Origin of the sequence: Chitiniphilus shinanonensis DSM 23277, assembly GCF_000374805.1 — a bacterium.
Lineage (GTDB): Bacteria > Pseudomonadota > Gammaproteobacteria > Burkholderiales > Chitinibacteraceae > Chitiniphilus > Chitiniphilus shinanonensis.
Map to the genome: position 1 here is coordinate 28893 of NZ_KB895358.1, position 16779 is coordinate 45671.

Consider the following 16779-nt stretch of genomic DNA (forward strand, 5'->3'; position numbering starts at 1 on the left):
CGGGTTTTGTCGGCCGCTCCAAGCCCCCCATCCCTTTCCGGAGATCGACCGCATGGCCATCCCCCTGATCCAGGATTACCCGGTGCCGACCGGGGTGTCGTTGGACCGCCCGCCGCTGCCGTGGCAGGTGGCGCCCGAGCGCGCGGCGCTGCTGATTCACGACATGCAGAACTACTTCGTCGGCCGCTATGCCTCGGCCGGATTCGTCGCCACCCTGGTGCGGCGCATCGACGCCCTGCGCCAGCGCTGCCACGCGCTGGGCGTGCCGGTGTTCTACACCGCGCAGCCGGGCGACCAGCCGCGCGCCGCGCGCGGCCTGCTGATGGATTTCTGGGGCCCCGGCATGCCGCAGGCCGGCGACGGCCGCGCCATCGTCGCCGGGCTGGAACCGCGCGACGGTCACGACGAGGTGCTGGTGAAGCACCGCTACAGCGCCTTCGCCCGCAGCGATCTGCAAGCGCGGCTGCAACGCGCCGGGCGCGACCAGTTGGTGATCTGCGGCGTCTACGCGCACATCGGCTGCCTGGTCACCGCCACCGACGCCTTCATGGCCGACATCGAGCCCTTCCTGGTGGCCGACGCGCTGGGCGACTTCTCGCTGGCGCACCACGAGATGGCGCTGCGCCACGTGGCGCACTGCTCGGGCAAGGTGGTGTCCAGCGCCGAACTGCTGCAACGACTGGCGCTGGCCGCATGAACGCGCCCGCGCCCTTCACCCGCGCCGCCTTCGACGCCGACATCGCCGCGCTGCTGCACCTGGCGCCGGCCGAACTGGCGGGCCAGGACGATCCGCTCGACGCCGGCCTGGATTCGGTGCGGCTGATGATGCTGGTGGAAAACTGGCGCCGCCGCGGCATCGAGGTCGGCTTCGTCGAACTGGTCGAGCGCCGCAGCTTCGCCGCGTGGTGGTCGCTGATCGCCGCACGCCTTTGACGGAGGCCCGCATGGACCCACAACGCTTCGCCGGCCGCGCCGTGCTGGTGACCGGCGCCGCCCAGGGCATCGGCGCCGCCATCGTGCGCCGGCTGCTGGCCGACGGCGCCACGGTGCACGCGGCGGACCGCAACGCCGGCGAACTGGCGCACCTGGCCGAAGGGCTGGCGCCCGCCGGCCGCCTGTACACCCACGTGCTGGACATCGCCCGGCCCGACGCGGTGCGCGCCACCGTCGCCGCCATCACCGACGCCGCGCCGCTGCACGGGCTGGTGAACTGCGCCGGGGTGCTGACGCCGGGCAGCCTGCTCGACACCGACGCCGACACCTGGCGCCAGACCTTCGAGGTGAACGTGCACGGCACCTTCCACGTGTCGCAGGCGGTGGCGCGGCACATGGCCGGCCACGGCGACGGCGCCATCGTCACCGTGGCGTCCAACGCCGGCCTGACGCCGCGCGTCGAGATGGGCGCGTACTGCGCGTCCAAGGCCGCCGCCGCCATGCTCACCCGCTGCCTGGGGCTGGAGCTGGGCCGCCACGGCATCCGCTGCAACGTGGTGTCGCCCGGTTCCACCCGCACCCCGATGCTGACCACCCTGCTGGGCGAATGGAGCGCCGACGCCGACCGCCGTCTGGTCGACGGCGACCCGCAGCGCTACCGCACCGGCATCCCGCTGCGCAAGGTGGCCGAACCCGACGACATCGCCCGCGCGGTGGCGTTCCTGCTGTCGCCCGACGCCGGCCACATCACCATGCAGAACCTGGTGATCGACGGCGGCGCCACCTTCTGAGCCATCCCGAGGAATCGCCATGGACCTCTCCGAGCCGACCCAGCGCGAGCGCTGGCACCCGCACTGCTGGCGCGACAAGGAACACCGCCACATGCCGCCGTACCCCGACCCGGACCTGGCCGGCGTGACCGAGCGGCTGGCCGACCTGCCGGGGCTGGTGCGCCATGCCGACATCGCGCGCCTGCACGCCGACCTGCGCGCCGCCGCCGAAGGACGCGGCTGCGTGCTGCTGACCGGCAACGCCGAGGAACGCCTCCACGACGCCAGCCCGACACTGTTGCAGGCCCGGCTGCGCGCGACGGCCACGCTGCAACGCTACCTCGGGCTGGTGACCGCGGCGCCGGTGACCGCGGTAGGGCTGCTGGCGGGCAACTACGCCCGCTCGCGCCAGCAGCCGACCGAGGTGGTGAACGGCCTGACCGTCACCAGCTACTACGGCGACATGGTCAACGACCGCGCGCCCACGCCGTGGAGCCGCCGCCCGGACGCCAAGCGCATGCTGTGGGCCTACGAGGCGGCGCAGCTGGCGCTGTCGCTGCTGCAACGCGGCGGCGCCGCGCCGTACATCGCGCACGAGGCGGCCAACCTGCACTACGAGGCGGCGCTGGTGCGCCACCACGACGGCGCCTTCTTCGCCGCCAGCGCGCACCTGCTGGTGCTGGAGCAGATCAACCTGTTCCCCGACAGCAGCCACCTGGAATTCTGCCGCGGCGTGTGCAACCCGATCGCCGTGTGCGTGCCGCCGCAACTGGCGCCGGCGCGGCTGGCCGCGATCTGCCGGCTGCTCAACCCCGAGCGGCAGCCGGGCCGGCTGGTGCTGATCAGCGCGCTGGGGCGGCAGACGGCGCTGCTCGGGCCGCTGCTGGACACGCTGGACGAGGCGCGCATGCCGGCGGTGTGGCTGTGCGACCCGCTGCGCGCCAACGACGGCGCCACCGGCGCGCTGGTGGACGAGGCCATCGCGGAGCTGACGCGGACCGCGGCGCTGCACGCGGCGCGCGGCGGCCGGCTGGCGGGCCTGTACCTGCACACCGACCCCGGCGGCGACGCCCGCGCCCCGGCGCTGCCGTTCCCCGAAGCGCTGCAACTGTGCAGCAATCTCGCCCCCGCCCTGAGGAATGCCGGATGAAGACCGTCAGACACTTCGCCTGCGCCAACCCGCGCCCGGCCCAGGCGGTGAACCACCACGGCTCGGCCGTGCTCCAGGCGCTGGAGCAGCGCCACCCGGCGCTGGCGGCCGAATTCACCGCGCTGTTCAGCTATCCCACCGACGACGGCATGGTGTCGCTGGTGGCGCTGGGCAGCGAGATGCGGATCGAATCGGCCAAGGACGGCGACCAGGTGTCGCTGTGCCTGCGCCACGGCGACGCCGTCGAGCGCCGCGCGCTGTTCCGGCTCGACCGCCACCAGTCGTACCACGCGCAGGTGTTCCGCCTGGCGGCGGTGTTCCTGGACGAGATCCGGCCGATGCTGCTGGAGCGCCACGGCCTGGCGCCGGATACCCCCCTGCTGGGCGGCTGGCGCTGCGGCACCCGCCCCGAGCTGGTGGACGAGCCGCTGGTATTCACCCTGCCCCGGGTGCTGTGCCGCATCGACGCCGCCACCTGCCGGCTGCGCTACGTGGAAAGCGAGCACTGCCCCGCCGTCGATCCCGATCTGTTCGAGCAGGCGCGGGAGCTGCCGCCGCTGCCGCCGTTGCAGGTGACGCGCCGCCAGGAACTGCCCGAGTGCGTCGACTATGTCGATGGATTGGTCGACCTGCTGCGCGCCATCGCGCCGGACAGCGAGGAAAAGGTGGTGCTGGCGCGCGCGGTCAAATTGAAACTGAAGACGCCGGTGGCGCCCAACGCGCTGCTGCGCATCGTGGCGCCGCCGCGCGCCGGGGCCAACTACGAGTTCGTGTTCCGCTGGGACGGCGGCGACGCCTGGGTCGGCATCTCGCCGGAAACGCTGGTGCGCAAGGAGGCCGGCGAAGTGGTGGTGGAGCCGCTGGCCGGCACGCGCAAGGGCTCGGCCAGTTCCAGCAAGAGCGAGCGCTACCGCCAGGAGCTGCTGAACGACGGCAAGGAGCGCGAGGAACACGAAACCGCCGCCGGCATGTTCTACGACAACCTGGCGTCGGTCTGCCTGCCCGGCTCGCTGACGGTGCGCGCCTCGCGCAACGTGATCGACCTGGGCTACGTGCAGCACCTGAAAAGCGTGATCGGCGGTCAGCTCAAGCCGGGGATGAACATCTTCGACGTGCTGGCGGCGGTGTATCCGCCCGCCACCATCTGGGGCAAGCCGCTGGACCTGGGCGGCGAACGCATCCGCCAGTTCGAGCTGATCGACCGCGGCTTCTTCAGCGGCGGCCTGGGCTACCTGACGCTGGGCGACGACGCCAACTTCGCGCTGGCGATCCGCACCGCGCGCGTCGCCGGGCACGAGGTGCAGGTGTACGCCGGCAGCGGCATCGTCCAGGGCGCCGATCCGTACCGGGAATGGCTGGAAACCAGCAACAAGATGGCGCCGTTCCTGCTGAACCAGTTCGTCGCCCTGCCCGAGGCGCCGGAGCCGGCATGGCCCTGACCGCCGCGCGCCCACCGGGCCGGGGCGTCCGTCGGGCGGCGGCGCCGGTCGTCCAGGTTGCGCTGGTCATGCAGCGCGATTCGCCGTCGAATCGCGCGGCGGGTTTTCTGCGATGACTGGTGCATATTCTGAATATATCCCGATAAATACTTACACAAATAATCGATGATATAATCATCAATATAACTATTTGCTTAATATACCTCACCAATATGATTACGATTTCTTTGCCGGATGGCAGCAAACGCGAATTCGCCGAACCGATTTCGGTGCATGAACTGGCCTGTGCCATCGGGCCGGGATTGGGCGCCGCGGCGCTGGCCGGCAAGGTGGACGGCAAGCTGGTGGATACCGCCCACCTGCTGCGCCACGACGCCACCGTGGAGATCGTGACCGACCGCCACCCCGATGCGCTGGAAGTGGTGCGCCATTCCACCGCCCACCTGCTGGCGCAGGCGGTGCAGCGGCTGTATCCGGGCACCCAGGTGACCATCGGCCCGGTGATCGACAACGGCTTCTATTACGACTTCGCCGGCGAACGCCCGTTTACCGTCGAGGACCTGCCGGCGATCGAGGCCGAAATGGCGCGCATCGCCAAGGAAGCGCTGCCGGTGACCCGCTCGGAAAAGACCCGCGAACAGGCGGCGCAATTCTTCGAGGGGCTGGGCGAGCACTACAAGGTGGAAATCCTGCGCGATATCGCCGACGACCAGCCGTTGTCGCTGTACACCCAGGGTGAATTCACCGATCTGTGCCGCGGGCCGCACGTGCCCAATACCGGCAAATTGCGCGCCTTCAAATTGATGAAGGTGGCCGGCGCCTATTGGCGCGGCAATTCGGACAACGCCATGCTGAGCCGGATCTACGGCACCGCCTGGCTCAACGACAAGGATTTGAAGGCCTACCTGCTGCAACTGGAAGAAGCCGAAAAACGCGACCATCGCAAGATCGCCAAGCTGCTCGACCTGTTCCACCAGCAGGAGGAAGCGCCGGGCATGGTGTTCTGGCACTACAAGGGCTGGGCGCTGTGGCAGGCGGTGGAGCAATACATGCGCCGCGTCTATCGCGATTCGGGCTATCGCGAGGTGAAAGCGCCGCAGGTGCTGGACGTGTCGCTGTGGCAGCGCTCGGGCCACTGGCAGAACTACCAGGAGAACATGTTCCTCACCGAATCGGAAAAGCGCCAGTACGCGCTCAAGCCGATGAACTGTCCCGGCCATATCCAGATCTTCAAGCAGGGGCTGCGCAGCTACCGCGAACTGCCGATCCGCTACGGCGAATTCGGCGGCTGCCACCGCAACGAGCCGTCGGGCGCGCTGCACGGCATCATGCGGGTGCGCGCCTTCACCCAGGACGACGGCCACGTGTTCTGCACCGAGGAACAGATCGCCGACGAGGTGCAGGCGTTCCACCGCCAGGCGCTGAAGGTGTACGCCGATTTCGGCTTCGACAACATCGCGGTGAAGATCGCGCTGCGGCCCGAGGCCGGCAAGCGGCTGGGCAGCGACGAGGTCTGGGACAAGGCCGAGGCGCTGCTGCGCTCGGCGCTGTCGGCCTGCGGCGTGACCTGGGAGGAACTGCCGGGCGAAGGCGCCTTCTACAGCCCCAAGATCGAATACCACCTGAAGGACGCCATCGGCCGCGAGTGGCAGGTGGGCACCATGCAGGTGGACTACCTGATGCCCGAGCGGCTGGGCGCCGAATACATCGACGAGCACTCGCAGCGCCGCAGCCCGGTGATGCTGCACCGGGCCATCGTCGGCTCGCTGGAGCGCTTCATCGGCATCCTGATCGAGCACCACGCCGGCTACTTCCCCACCTGGCTGGCGCCGGTGCAGGCGATGCTGATGAACGTGACCGACGCCCAGGCCGACTACGTGGAAGCGGTGCGCACCGCGCTGACCCGCGAGGGCTTCCGCGTCGAATCCGACCTGCGCAACGAGAAGATCGGCTACAAGATCCGCGAGAACACCTTGCAGCGCATCCCCTACCTGCTGGTGATCGGCGACCGCGAGAAGGAACACGGCACGGTGACGGTGCGCAGCCGCGCCGGCGACGACCTGGGCACCATGACCCCGGCCGAGTTCGCCGCCCGGCTGCGCGAGGAAACCGCCATCGGCTGAGCGCCGCCCGACGCCGCCATCGACCGCGCCGCTGCCTTGCCGCCACACCCGTGGCGCGGGCGGCGGCGTTTTTTTTGTCCGCGCCTGGCAGCCATCCGGCCTACGGACCAACCCGCCGCGAAGGGCGAAGGCCGATTCGCCCTAGATCAGCATCCCCAGCATGGCCGCGCGCACCACCGCCGCCGTCTTGTTGGCGGTCTGCAATTTGACGATGGCGTTGCGGATGTGGAAATCGATGGTGGTCTTGGACAGCGACAGGATGTGCGAGATCTCCAGCGCCGACTTGCCGTCGGCGGTCCATTTCAATATCTCGCATTCGCGCGGGGTCAGCGCCTCGGTGGTCTCCAGCCGCAGACGGTCGCCCACCACCCGCGACAGCGTCAGGTGCGCCAGGCTGGCCAGCCACTTCAGCCGGTGCTCGCGCGCCGCCAGCTCCAGCGCTCCCAGCGGTTCGGCCGAGCGCGCCACGGTGAGCATGCCGCCGACGCCGCGCGCATCCAGGCTGGATTGCGCCCAGCCCACCCGCAGCCCGGCGGCGCGGGCCTCGTGCCACAGGCGCGGCGTGGCGGCGAACACCGCGTCGTCCCACAGCAGCGGCCGCTGCGAGCGACGGCCGTGGGCGATGGTCGGGTCCAGCCCCAGGTAGCCCTGCGCCAGGTAGTGCTCGCGCCAGGCTGGCGGATAGTTGTTGAGCCACACGATGCGCGGGCTGGACAGCGGATACGGCAGTTGCAGGCCATAGGCGCAGAACTCGAAACCGAGCTGGCGGGCCGCATCGCTCACATTGGCGAATACCACTTGCTCGGAGGTCGCCTGCTCGGCGATATCCAGCAAATCCGCTTGCCAGGTGTGCATGGGCCCTCTTCCATCCGCGCGATGTCGGTATCGGATGATACCACTTTCGGCCCCATATATTTCTACAAAATTACATAAACATAAGTTAAATTAATTTCATACTGACAATAAAAGACAACAAAGATGACCGAAGCCGGACCGCGTCGCGGGAGAGCACCCGCGCGGCGGCCGCATGCCCCGCCACACCGCGCCCGCCGGTCGCGCCCGGCAGCGGCCCCAAGCCGCGCGCTCTCGATTAAACTGGCGGCCATCGTGCAACCCCCACTGGATTTCCCATGGCCCAATACGTGATGTCGATGCTCCGCGTGAGCAAGATCGTTCCCCCCAAGCGCCAGATCATCAAGGACATTTCCCTCAGCTTCTTCCCCGGCGCCAAGATCGGCCTGCTCGGCCTGAACGGCGCCGGCAAATCCACCGTGCTGCGCATCATGGCCGGCGTGGACAAGGAATACGACGGCGAGGTGCAGCACCTGGCCGGGGTGAAGATCGGCTACCTGGAGCAGGAGCCCAAGCTGAACAACGAAGCCACCGTGCGCGAGGAAGTGGAAGGCGGCATGGGCGACGTGATGGCCGCGCAGAAACGCCTGGAGGAGGTCTACGCCGCCTACGCCGAGCCGGACGCCGACTTCGACAAGCTGGCCGAGGAACAGGCGCAACTGGAAGCCATCATCTCCGCCGGCGCCGGCGACAACACCGCGCTGCAACTGGAACTGGCCGCCGACGCGCTGCGCCTGCCGCCGTGGGATGCGGTGATCGGCAACCTCTCCGGCGGCGAGAAGCGCCGCGTGGCGCTGTGCAAGCTGCTGCTGTCCAAGCCCGACATGCTGCTGCTGGACGAGCCGACCAACCACCTGGACGCCGAATCGGTGGAATGGCTGGAGCAGTTCCTGGTGCGCTTCCCCGGCACCGTGGTCGCCGTGACCCACGATCGCTACTTCCTCGACAACGCCGCCGAATGGATCCTGGAACTGGACCGCGGCCATGGCATCCCCTGGAAGGGCAACTACAGCAGCTGGCTGGAGCAGAAGGAAGCGCGGCTGAAGCAGGAAGAAGCCACCGAATCGGCGCGGCAGAAGGCGCTGAACAAGGAACTGGAATGGGTGCGCCAGAACCCCAAGGGCCGCCAGGCCAAGAGCAAGGCGCGGATCGCCCGCTTCGAGGAGTTGTCCAGCTTCGAGCACCAGAAGCGCAACGAAACCCAGGAGATCTTCATCCCCGTGGCCGAGCGCCTGGGCGACAAGGTGATCGAGTTCAAGGGCGTCTCCAAGGGCTTCGGCGACCGCCTCTTGATCGACAACCTGAGCTTCGCCGCGCCGGCCGGCGCCATCGTCGGCATCATCGGCCCCAACGGCGCCGGTAAATCGACGCTGTTCAAGATGATCGCCGGCAAGGAGCAGCCCGATTCGGGCGAGGTGGAGATCGGCAGCACGGTGCAGATGGCCTTCGTCGAACAGAGCCGCGAAGGGCTGGAAGGCGACAAGACCGTGTTCGAGGACGTATCGGGCGGGCTGGAGAACATCACCGTCGGCAAGTTCGAGATGAGCAGCCGCGCCTACCTGGGCCGCTTCAACTTCAAGGGCGGCGACCAGCAGAAGAAGGTGGGCATGCTGTCCGGCGGCGAACGCGGCCGCCTGCACCTGGCCAAGACCCTGCTCAAGGGCGGCAACGTGCTGCTGCTGGACGAGCCGTCCAACGACCTGGACGTGGAAACCCTGCGCGCGCTGGAAGACGCCCTGCTGGAATTCGCCGGCACCGTGTTCGTGATCTCGCACGATCGCTGGTTCCTCGACCGGATCGCCACCCACATCCTCGCCGCCGAAGGCGACAGCCAGTGGACCTTCTTCGACGGCAACTACCAGGAATACGAAGCCGACAAGAAGAAACGCCTGGGCGAGGAAGGCGCCAAGCCCAAGCGCATCCGCTACAAGCCGATTACGCGCTGAGCGCGGGCGCGTTCAGCGCTTTGCGCCGGGAAGGGGGAAGGAGGAAGGGAGAAGGGAGAAGGGAGAAGGGAGAAGGGAGAAGGGTAAAACCTGAACCCTAAATCTTGAACCACAGAGAGCACAGAGAACACAGAGTTTCACAGAGAAAACCTCAAGACAGAGCAAACCTTAAGGTTTTGTCTTTCTCCCGTTTTTCTCTGTGTTCTCCGTGTTCTCTGTGGTTCAAGATTTGGGGTTCAGGGGTTGCTCTTCCCTCTTCTCCCTTCCCATCTTTGCCTGCGCTGCCTTCCTTACAGCCTGCCCGCCCCTCCCATCGACGCCGCCGAGCCGGCAAGCGTATCTTCGGGTATCGCTTCGCAGGGGCCGTGTCATGACTTCCCAGACCGTTTCCACCCACGCTGCGCTGCGGCTGGGCATCGTCGGCTGCGCGCCGTTCACCCATGGCCGGATGTGGGCCGAGCAATGGCAACGCGAGCCGGAGCACGGCCTGGTGGCCGCGCGGTTGTGGGACGACGACCCCGCCGTGGCCGCGCAACTGGCGGCCCAGGTCGGCGCCGAGGTGGCCGCCACGCCCGAGGCCGTGGCCGACGGCTGCGACGGGGTGCTGATCACGGCGCTGGACGCCGGCCGCTACCTGGAACTGGCCCGCCCCCACCTATTGGCCGGGCGCCGGGTGTTCCTCAACCGCCCGCTGGCCGGCAGCCTGCCCGACGCGCGGGAGATCCTGGCGCTGGCCGACGCCCACGACGCGCGGGTGTATTCGGCGTCGGCGCTGTTGCATACCCACGCCGCCGAACGCATCCGCACCGTGCTGGCCGAGCTGGGCGAACTGCGCTTCTTCAGCGTCACCGGCCCCACCGACACCGCCGACTGGTATCTGCCGCACCTGTTCGCCTGTCTGGCCGGCACGCTGGGCAGCGGCCTCGCCCGCGTGCTGCATGCCGACCTGCCGTGCATCGACGGCGATCCGCACCGCCTCAGCGGCCCGGCCATCGTCAGCGTGGCATACCGCGCCGACGCCGCCGTCGGCCCCGCGCGCGGCGTGCTGGCGCTGGTCGGGCCGGGCAGCGACTGGTACGGCTTCACCCTCAAGCTCTACGGCAGCCTGGGCATCTCGCAGGATCTGGAATTCGACGTGGGCTATGGCTTGATGTTCGCCGCGATGCGCGACTTCTTCGCCAGCGGCGCCGAACCGCTGCCGCGCGCCTTGCTGCTGGAGCAGACCGCCGCCCACTACGCCGCCTTGCGCGCCGCGCGCCAGGGCGGCCCCGTCGAGATCGATTCCCAAGGAGCCTGACCATGAACCCGCTTCGTTTCGGCCTGATCGGCTGCGGCCAGTTCGGCGCCTTCCTGGCCAAGGCCGCCATCGCCACCGGGCGGCTGCGACTGGTGGCCGCCACCGACAGCGATGCCGCCCGCGCCGACGCGCTGGCCGCCGGGCATGGCGCCACCGCCTGCCCCGACACCGCCGCGCTGCTGGCCCATCCCGAGGTGGACGCGGTGCTGATCGCCACCCCGCCCGCGCTGCACATGCAGCACGCCATCGCCGCCGCGCGCGCCGGCAAGCCGGTGTTCCTGGAAAAGCCGATGGCGCTGGGCGAGCGCGCCTGCCAGACGATCAACGCCGCGGTGCGCGAGGCCGGCGTCAACCTGATGGTCGGCCACGTGCTGCGCTACTTCGAGCCGTACCGCGCCATCGCCGCCGCCTACCGCGCCGGCAGGCTGGGGCGCGCGCTGCACCTGTCGCTGTGGCGGCTGGAGCACGACTTCCTCGACATCTCGCCGTGGAAAGGCCAGCGCGCCGTCAGCGGCGGCTATCTCTACGAAGTGGCCGCGCACGAGCTGGACTGGCTGCGCGCCATGCTGGGCGAGCCGACCGCCATCCAGGCGCAGATCACCCGCCAGCCATCGTCGGCGCACCAGCTGGAGGACAGCGTGGCGTTGCAGCTGGTGTTCCCCGGCGGCACCGGCGTGCATTACCTGGGCGGCACCGGCTTCCCGCGCAACGAGCACGGCTTCCAGCTGCGCTTCGAATACGCCACGCTCACCAGCGACCAGGCGTTCGACCCGGCGCGGGTGCAAGTGGCCTCCAGCGCCGGCCTGACCGTCGCCGACCTGGGCTTCGGCGACGCCGACCCCTACGCGCTGGAGCTGAACGCCTGGCTGGACAGCCTGCAGGCCGGCACCCCGCCCCCCATCACCGGCGAAGACGCCGCCCGCACCGTCGCCCTGATCGAAGCGGCGTATCGCGCGGCGGGGTGGTAGGTGGTTGTCGGGGTTGAAACCCTAAATCTTGAAACACAGAGGACACAGAGAGCACAGAGTCACACGGAGAAAACCTGAAATCGGGAGCGTCCCCTTTTGTGGCCAGCGATTCTGGCCCACGATTCCTTTCGCCTTTCTCTGTGAAACTCTGTGTTCTCTGTGTTCTCTGTGTTTCGAGATTTGGGGTTTGGCCTCGCTATGCCCCATCGCTGCTAGACTGAGCGCCTTTCCAGTTTTCGGCGGCCACCATGCACGCTTTTTCCTCGCTGGCCCTGCCCGCGCCTTTCCTCGCCAACCTTGCCAGCCTGGGCTACCAGGAGATGACCGCGATCCAGGCGGCCGGGCTGCCCGCCGTGTTGGCCGGGCGCGACCTCATCGCCCAGGCCAAGACCGGCAGCGGCAAGACCGCCGCCTTCGGCATCGGGCTGTTGCACAAGCTGAATCCGCGCTATTTCGGCGTGCAGGCGCTGGTGCTGTGCCCCACCCGCGAACTGGCGGACCAGGTGGCCAACGAGTTGCGCCGGCTGGCGCGGCATCTGGACAACGTCAAGGTGCTGACGCTGTGCGGCGGGGTGCCGATGGGGCCGCAGATCGGCTCGCTGGAGCACGGTGCGCACATCGTGGTCGGCACGCCCGGCCGCATCCAGGATCACCTGTACCGCCGCACGCTCGACCTTTCCGGCATCAACACCCTGGTGCTGGACGAGGCCGACCGCATGGTGGACATGGGCTTCGTCGACGACATCGGCCGCATCGTCGAGGCCTGTCCGGCGCGCCGCCAGACGCTGCTGTTCTCCGCCACCTACCCGGACAGCATCCGCCGCATCGCCGCGCCGTTCCTGCGCGATCCGCTGGAGATCAAGGTGGAAAGCCAGCACGCGGCCAGCCGCATCGAGCAGCGCTTCTACGAAGTGACCAACGAGGACCGCAACGCCGCCGTGGCCGAAGTGCTGCGCCACTATCGCCCCACCTCGGCGCTGGCGTTCTGCAACACCAAGATCCATTGCCGCGAACTGGTGGCCCAATTGCAGGAAGCGGGCTTTTCCGCGCTGGCGCTCTACGGCGAACTGGATCAGCGCGACCGCGACGAAACGCTGGTGCGCTTCGCCAACCGCAGCGTCACCGTGCTGGTGGCCACCGACGTGGCCGCGCGCGGGCTGGACATCCAGACGCTGGACATGGTGATCAACGTGGACGTGTCGCGCGATACCGAAGTGCACGTGCACCGCATCGGCCGCACCGGGCGCGGCAGCGACAAGGGGATGGCGATCAGCCTGGCCAGCCCCGGCGACAAGCGCTGGGTGAAGCTGATCGAGGAATACCAGGGCGGGCCGGTGCGCTGGTTCGAGCGCGACACGCTCACCGACGACGATCCCGCGCCGTTGCTGCCGCCGATGCGCACCCTGAACCTGGCGTCCGGCAAAAAGGACAAACTGCGCCCCGGCGACATCCTCGGCGCGCTGACCGGCGACGGCGGCCTGGCCGGCGCCCAGGTCGGCAAGATCAGCGTGTTCGACTTCCAAAGCTACGTCGCCATCGACCGCACCGTCGCCGACGCCGCCTTCCAGCGCCTGTCCCGCACCAACATCAAGGGGCGGCAGGTGAAGATGCGCTGGGTGGAATAGGAAGGTGAGGGGTGAAGTGCAAAGGCAAACCACGGTCGTGGCAGTTGCTTTTGCCGTTACCCCTCACGCCTCACCCCTCACACCTCACACCGCACCCTCACCCGCCGTCAATCCTTCGTCGTCTCGTGCCCGATCACGCCGCCCACGGCGGCGCCACCGACGGTGCCGACGGCCGAGCCGTTGGTGAGGATGGCGCCCGCCGCGCCGCCGATGGCCGCGCCGGCCGCCGTGTTGCGGGTCTGCTTGTCCATGCTGGAACAGCCGCCCAGCGCCGCCAACAACAGCGTGGCGGCCAGTGCCTTGGTCAATGTCTGATGCATGATGTGCCTCCTTGTCGATGGGATGGCGCCCGCAGCCTGGGACGCATCATCGGGTTGGAGACACACGCCGCGCCGGGGTTGCGGCAGTCAGTCCTGAAATCACGTGGGACTTCGCCGACACCGCGCCCCGGTCACTCCTCCCCCAACGGCAACCACAACTCCAGCTCCACCAGCGCCCGTTGCGGGTGGAAGCGCTCGTCGTAGCGCTCGAATTCCGGGCCGGTGCCGCGCAGGTAGCCGGAGGCCGGCAGCCAGGTGCGGTGCAGGTGGAGCCAGCCGGCGGCGATCTCGACGCCGCAGTTCTCGGGCGGGGTGGGGGTGGTGGTCAGCACCGCGTAGCGGCCTGCGGGCAGCTCGCTCTGCTGCATGCCCTGCGGCAGCGGCTGCGCCGCCGGCTGCTCGAAGCCGGCCAGATAGGTGAAATCGCGGCTGCGCGCATCGAACTCGATCACTGCGCCGTAGATCGGTGCGCCCGCCGCCAGCCGGAACAGCGCACCGTCCTGGCTCAGTCGGCGCCAGAACGCCGGGATCTCCCGCAGGTTGCGCTCCTCGCGCAGGGAGGTCTTCAGGGCGATGCCGACCAGTGGGGTGGCCGGGCGGGTGCGGATTTCGACGTTCATGGCGGTTCCAGTGGCAAAGGTGCTACAGCGTAGTGTGGCGGCACGATCGCCGCCATCCCGGCTTCGACCGCGCCGAGCCGTCACGGTGCCCGCTTGCCCCGTCGGGCCGGCGTCAGGACAATCCCCACCCCATGCCCCATACCCTTGCCGCGCCGGTGGAAAGCCGGCTGGATCTCAAGAAAAGCGTCTTCCTCGGCCTGGTCGCGCCGGTGGCCGACCGGCCCGCCGCGCAGGCGCTGGTCGAGGCGCTGCGCGCCCGCCATCCGGATGCCGCCCACGTGTGCTGGGCCCTGCTGGCCGGCGGCCATTCGGCGGCGGTGGACGACGGCGAGCCGGGCGGCACCGCGGGGCGGCCGATGCTGGACGTGCTGCGCCATCAGGATCTGGACGGCGTGGTGGCCATCGTGGTGCGTTACTACGGCGGGGTGAAGCTGGGAGCGGGCGGGCTGGTGCGCGCCTATACCGACGCGGTGGCCCAGGCGCTGCTGAAGGCGGAGAAGATCGCCATCCGTGCCAGTGTCACCCTGGTGGCCGAAGTGCCCTACGCGCTGGAAGGCACGCTGCGGCGGCTGATCCAGCAGGCCGGCGCCCGGCTGGACGAGGTCGGCCACGCCAGGGCGGTGACACTGGTCGTCACCCTGCCCGCCGACGAGGCGGCCGCCTTCCGGGCCACGGCCGGCGATGCCTGCCATGGCGCGCTGCGCTGGCTGGCCCCGCCGGATGCCTGAGCGCCCGCCTTGCCGGATGCTGCGACCGCACATGGGCAAGCGCGCCGACTCGCCCTATCATGGCGGGCTCGATCCCTTCCCCGTTGTCCGCATGCCGTTCCGCCAGCTGTTGCTCGTCCCCCTGTTGCTCGTCCTGACCGCCTGCGGTCCGCGCACGCCGTCCGCTCCCAGTCTGGAGCGCAATACCGTGATGCCGCTGTTCTTCCCCGGCTGGGGCTCGCGCGATGGCCAACGGGTGCAGACCCTGCACCTGGAAGGTGCCGAGGGGCGGTTCGACGTGTCGCCGGTGCAGGTGGTGCGGCTGTCGGACCAGCGCGCGGTGCTGGTCACCGCCGCCACCGAGGTGGACGAGCACGGCGAGGCGGCCGCCGGCCACGACACGCCGGGGGTGCTGGGCGCCTACTGGCTGCGCCGCGACGGCGAGCGCTGGCTGGCCGACGGTCGCCAGGACGACGCCGGACGGGCCGGCTTCTTCGGCGAGGTCGGCAGCACCGACGTGGTCAAGCTGGCCGCCGGACGCTATGCGCTGTCGGTGGAATACAGCAGTTGCTGGCAAGGCGAATGCGGCGGCTGGCTGGCGCTGTACGAGCTGGGCGAGCACCGGGTGCGCCCGTTGCTGGGCGAGCCGATCGCCCTTTCCGCGCTCAATTCCGGTTCGGTGCCGCCGCCGGCCGATTGCGACGCCATCCTGGCGCGCGAACCGGGCACCACCGAGCGGCTGCCCGAGGAAGAAGAACGGCACGCCTGCTACGAAGTCACCGGCAGTTGGCAGATCGTGCCGGGCCACGACACCCCCGGCGACCTGGTGCTGGACTTCGTCAGCCTGAAGGAGGACTACACCGCCCAGCCCGAAGACGCCTCGGCGCCGCTGGTGTGGGCCGTGTCCAGCACCCGTCGCGCCACCCAGCGCATGATCTACCGCTACCGGGGCGACAGTTACCTGCCGTTTTCCGGCAGCAACCCGGTGCCGTCGTTCTAGGCGGATCGCCCGCGCCTTCCCGAACGACCACACAGCCGCCCTTCCACCCGCACAGGCCCGACCATGCACGACGACCCGACGGTGATCGAACGCACCCGGCAATGGCTGGAACACGCAGTGATCGGACTGAACCTGTGCCCGTTCGCCAAGGCGGTATACGTCAAGCAGCAGGTGCGCTACGCGGTCAGCCACGCCCGCCACCTGGACGCCTTCCTCGACGAGCTGGAGGCCGAGCTGCGCCGGCTGGCCGACGCCGATCCCGCCGAGCTCGATACCACGCTGCTGATCCACCCCGCGCTGTTCGACGACTTCGACACCTTCGTCGACCTGATCGCCGCCGCCGAAGGCGTGCTGGCCGACGCCGGCCTGGAAGGCACGCTGCAACTGGCGCACTTCCACCCGCGCTACGTGTTCGAGGGCAGCGACGCCGACGACCTCGGCAACTGCACCAACCGCGCGCCCTACCCCACGCTGCACCTGCTGCGCGAAGCCAGCATCGCCCGCGCGGCCGCCGCCTTCCCCGACCCTGCCGCGATCTACCAGCGCAACATCGATCTGCTGCACCGGATGGGCCACGACGGCTGGGCGGCGCTGGCGCGCCAGTGGGAGGCGCCGGAACAGCCCGGCGAGGCACCTGAGAGCGGCTGACAAAACCCAGCGCAGCGGTCCTGGCAAGAAGCGCGAAACGCAGACAGTACGTGTAGTACGGCAAGTTTCAGCTCGGCGCCCCCGCGCGACGCCGCCAGGAGGGTTTTGTCAGCCGCTCTAGTGCGCCGTCCCCCGCCGCCGCGCCCGCGCCTCGTCCAGCGCGTCGGCCAGTTCGATCACCGTGCGCTGGGCGATGGCCAGGTGCGACGGGCTTTTGTCATCGGGCTGGATCGCTCTGCGCAGGCCGTCGGCGTATTGCGGGCCGTTGATGTGGCCCGCGTCCTCCAGTGCGACAACGAGGTGGAGCACCATCTTGGCCACGCCTTCGATGCGCCCGGCCAGTTCGTCGAATTCCTTGTCTTCCATGGTCTTCTCCGCGAT

The 16779-nt window shown here is 69.2% G+C and carries 18 protein-coding genes; 14 read left to right on the plus strand and 4 right to left on the minus strand.

The window, feature by feature from the left end; genetic code table 11:
• Positions 1–52: 52 nt before the first annotated feature.
• From C556_RS0117580 to thrS, 7 genes are all read left to right on the plus strand, one after another.
• On the plus strand, positions 53–697 hold the full coding sequence (locus tag C556_RS0117580; protein WP_018749563.1) for an isochorismatase family protein: 645 nt from the start codon (positions 53–55) through the stop codon (positions 695–697).
• The gene (locus C556_RS23645) at positions 694–933 is read left to right on the plus strand and encodes a phosphopantetheine-binding protein (RefSeq protein ID WP_018749564.1); all 240 of its coding nucleotides are present in this window, start codon (positions 694–696) and stop codon (positions 931–933) included. Before C556_RS0117580 ends, C556_RS23645 begins: the two co-directional genes overlap by 4 nt.
• A gap of 11 nt (positions 934–944) precedes the next feature.
• Positions 945–1724, plus strand: a complete 780-nt coding sequence (locus C556_RS0117590) for a 2,3-dihydro-2,3-dihydroxybenzoate dehydrogenase (protein WP_018749565.1) — start codon at positions 945–947, stop codon at positions 1722–1724.
• A 19-nt stretch (positions 1725–1743) separates the two neighbouring features.
• Positions 1744–2853, plus strand: a complete 1110-nt coding sequence (locus C556_RS21920; protein WP_018749566.1) for a 3-deoxy-7-phosphoheptulonate synthase — start codon at positions 1744–1746, stop codon at positions 2851–2853.
• Positions 2850–4292: a chorismate-binding protein gene (locus C556_RS21925; protein WP_051083264.1), complete on the plus strand. Its 1443-nt coding sequence runs from the start codon at positions 2850–2852 to the stop codon at positions 4290–4292. The genes C556_RS21920 and C556_RS21925 overlap by 4 nt, the downstream gene beginning before the upstream one ends.
• Complete coding sequence (locus C556_RS24135) at positions 4283–4408, plus strand: hypothetical protein (RefSeq protein WP_281166418.1); 126 nt, start codon at positions 4283–4285, stop codon at positions 4406–4408. The genes C556_RS21925 and C556_RS24135 overlap by 10 nt, the downstream gene beginning before the upstream one ends.
• A 96-nt stretch (positions 4409–4504) precedes the next feature.
• Positions 4505–6415: a threonine--tRNA ligase gene (gene thrS / locus C556_RS0117605; RefSeq protein ID WP_026263187.1), complete on the plus strand. Its 1911-nt coding sequence runs from the start codon at positions 4505–4507 to the stop codon at positions 6413–6415.
• Positions 6416–6556: 141 nt separating this feature from the next.
• On the opposite strand, the gene C556_RS0117610 is transcribed toward thrS, so the two are convergent.
• The gene (locus tag C556_RS0117610; protein ID WP_018749568.1) at positions 6557–7270 is read right to left on the minus strand and encodes an autoinducer binding domain-containing protein; all 714 of its coding nucleotides are present in this window, start codon (positions 7268–7270) and stop codon (positions 6557–6559) included.
• A 275-nt stretch (positions 7271–7545) separates the two neighbouring features.
• Here C556_RS0117610 and ettA point away from each other — a divergent pair, with 275 nt between their 5' ends.
• The 4 genes from ettA (at position 7546) to dbpA (ending at position 13103) form a co-directional block, all read left to right on the plus strand.
• Positions 7546–9213, plus strand: a complete 1668-nt coding sequence (gene ettA / locus C556_RS0117615; protein ID WP_018749569.1) for an energy-dependent translational throttle protein EttA — start codon at positions 7546–7548, stop codon at positions 9211–9213.
• Between the two features lie 370 nt (positions 9214–9583).
• Positions 9584–10510 carry a Gfo/Idh/MocA family oxidoreductase gene (locus C556_RS21040; protein WP_018749570.1) on the plus strand — a complete coding sequence of 309 codons (927 nt, stop codon included), beginning with the start codon at positions 9584–9586 and terminating at the stop codon, positions 10508–10510.
• A 2-nt stretch (positions 10511–10512) separates the two neighbouring features.
• Entirely contained in the window at positions 10513–11478 is a 966-nt protein-coding gene (locus C556_RS21930) for a Gfo/Idh/MocA family protein (protein WP_018749571.1), read from the plus strand.
• 248 nt (positions 11479–11726) lie between these two features.
• The gene (gene dbpA / locus C556_RS0117630; RefSeq protein ID WP_018749572.1) at positions 11727–13103 is read left to right on the plus strand and encodes an ATP-dependent RNA helicase DbpA; all 1377 of its coding nucleotides are present in this window, start codon (positions 11727–11729) and stop codon (positions 13101–13103) included.
• 107 nt (positions 13104–13210) lie between these two features.
• Here the strand turns inward: dbpA and C556_RS0117635 are convergent, their stop codons facing one another.
• Entirely contained in the window at positions 13211–13423 is a 213-nt protein-coding gene (locus tag C556_RS0117635; protein ID WP_018749573.1) for a YMGG-like glycine zipper-containing protein, read from the minus strand.
• A 131-nt stretch (positions 13424–13554) separates the two neighbouring features.
• A complete protein-coding gene (locus tag C556_RS0117640; RefSeq protein WP_018749574.1) occupies positions 13555–14043 on the minus strand; it encodes a GyrI-like domain-containing protein in 489 nt (162 codons plus the stop codon).
• A 131-nt stretch (positions 14044–14174) separates the two neighbouring features.
• Here C556_RS0117640 and C556_RS0117645 point away from each other — a divergent pair, with 131 nt between their 5' ends.
• From C556_RS0117645 to C556_RS0117655, 3 genes are all read left to right on the plus strand, one after another.
• Entirely contained in the window at positions 14175–14771 is a 597-nt protein-coding gene (locus tag C556_RS0117645; RefSeq protein ID WP_018749575.1) for an IMPACT family protein, read from the plus strand.
• A gap of 16 nt (positions 14772–14787) precedes the next feature.
• Positions 14788–15750, plus strand: a complete 963-nt coding sequence (locus C556_RS0117650; RefSeq protein WP_018749576.1) for a hypothetical protein — start codon at positions 14788–14790, stop codon at positions 15748–15750.
• Between the two features lie 63 nt (positions 15751–15813).
• Positions 15814–16398 carry a DUF1415 domain-containing protein gene (locus tag C556_RS0117655; protein WP_018749577.1) on the plus strand — a complete coding sequence of 195 codons (585 nt, stop codon included), beginning with the start codon at positions 15814–15816 and terminating at the stop codon, positions 16396–16398.
• 117 nt (positions 16399–16515) lie between these two features.
• Here C556_RS0117655 and C556_RS0117660 read toward each other — a convergent pair whose 3' ends face one another.
• Entirely contained in the window at positions 16516–16764 is a 249-nt protein-coding gene (locus C556_RS0117660; RefSeq protein ID WP_018749578.1) for a hypothetical protein, read from the minus strand.
• Between the last annotated feature and the right edge of the window lie 15 nt (positions 16765–16779).

Bases quoted from the DNA above. Each gene is read 5' to 3' on its own strand.
- C556_RS0117580 (WP_018749563.1), top strand. From the start codon at position 53: ATGGCCATCCCCCTGATCCAGGATTACCCGGTGCCGACCGGGGTGTCG.
- C556_RS23645 (WP_018749564.1), top strand. From the start codon at position 694: ATGAACGCGCCCGCGCCCTTCACCCGCGCCGCCTTCGACGCCGACATC.
- C556_RS0117590 (WP_018749565.1), top strand. From the start codon at position 945: ATGGACCCACAACGCTTCGCCGGCCGCGCCGTGCTGGTGACCGGCGCC.
- C556_RS21920 (WP_018749566.1), top strand. From the start codon at position 1,744: ATGGACCTCTCCGAGCCGACCCAGCGCGAGCGCTGGCACCCGCACTGC.
- C556_RS21925 (WP_051083264.1), top strand. From the start codon at position 2,850: ATGAAGACCGTCAGACACTTCGCCTGCGCCAACCCGCGCCCGGCCCAG.
- C556_RS24135 (WP_281166418.1), top strand. From the start codon at position 4,283: ATGGCCCTGACCGCCGCGCGCCCACCGGGCCGGGGCGTCCGTCGGGCG.
- thrS (WP_026263187.1), top strand. From the start codon at position 4,505: ATGATTACGATTTCTTTGCCGGATGGCAGCAAACGCGAATTCGCCGAA.
- C556_RS0117610 (WP_018749568.1), bottom strand. From the start codon at position 7,270: ATGCACACCTGGCAAGCGGATTTGCTGGATATCGCCGAGCAGGCGACC.
- ettA (WP_018749569.1), top strand. From the start codon at position 7,546: ATGGCCCAATACGTGATGTCGATGCTCCGCGTGAGCAAGATCGTTCCC.
- C556_RS21040 (WP_018749570.1), top strand. From the start codon at position 9,584: ATGACTTCCCAGACCGTTTCCACCCACGCTGCGCTGCGGCTGGGCATC.
- C556_RS21930 (WP_018749571.1), top strand. From the start codon at position 10,513: ATGAACCCGCTTCGTTTCGGCCTGATCGGCTGCGGCCAGTTCGGCGCC.
- dbpA (WP_018749572.1), top strand. From the start codon at position 11,727: ATGCACGCTTTTTCCTCGCTGGCCCTGCCCGCGCCTTTCCTCGCCAAC.
- C556_RS0117635 (WP_018749573.1), bottom strand. From the start codon at position 13,423: ATGCATCAGACATTGACCAAGGCACTGGCCGCCACGCTGTTGTTGGCG.
- C556_RS0117640 (WP_018749574.1), bottom strand. From the start codon at position 14,043: ATGAACGTCGAAATCCGCACCCGCCCGGCCACCCCACTGGTCGGCATC.
- C556_RS0117645 (WP_018749575.1), top strand. From the start codon at position 14,175: ATGCCCCATACCCTTGCCGCGCCGGTGGAAAGCCGGCTGGATCTCAAG.
- C556_RS0117650 (WP_018749576.1), top strand. From the start codon at position 14,788: ATGCTGCGACCGCACATGGGCAAGCGCGCCGACTCGCCCTATCATGGC.
- C556_RS0117655 (WP_018749577.1), top strand. From the start codon at position 15,814: ATGCACGACGACCCGACGGTGATCGAACGCACCCGGCAATGGCTGGAA.
- C556_RS0117660 (WP_018749578.1), bottom strand. From the start codon at position 16,764: ATGGAAGACAAGGAATTCGACGAACTGGCCGGGCGCATCGAAGGCGTG.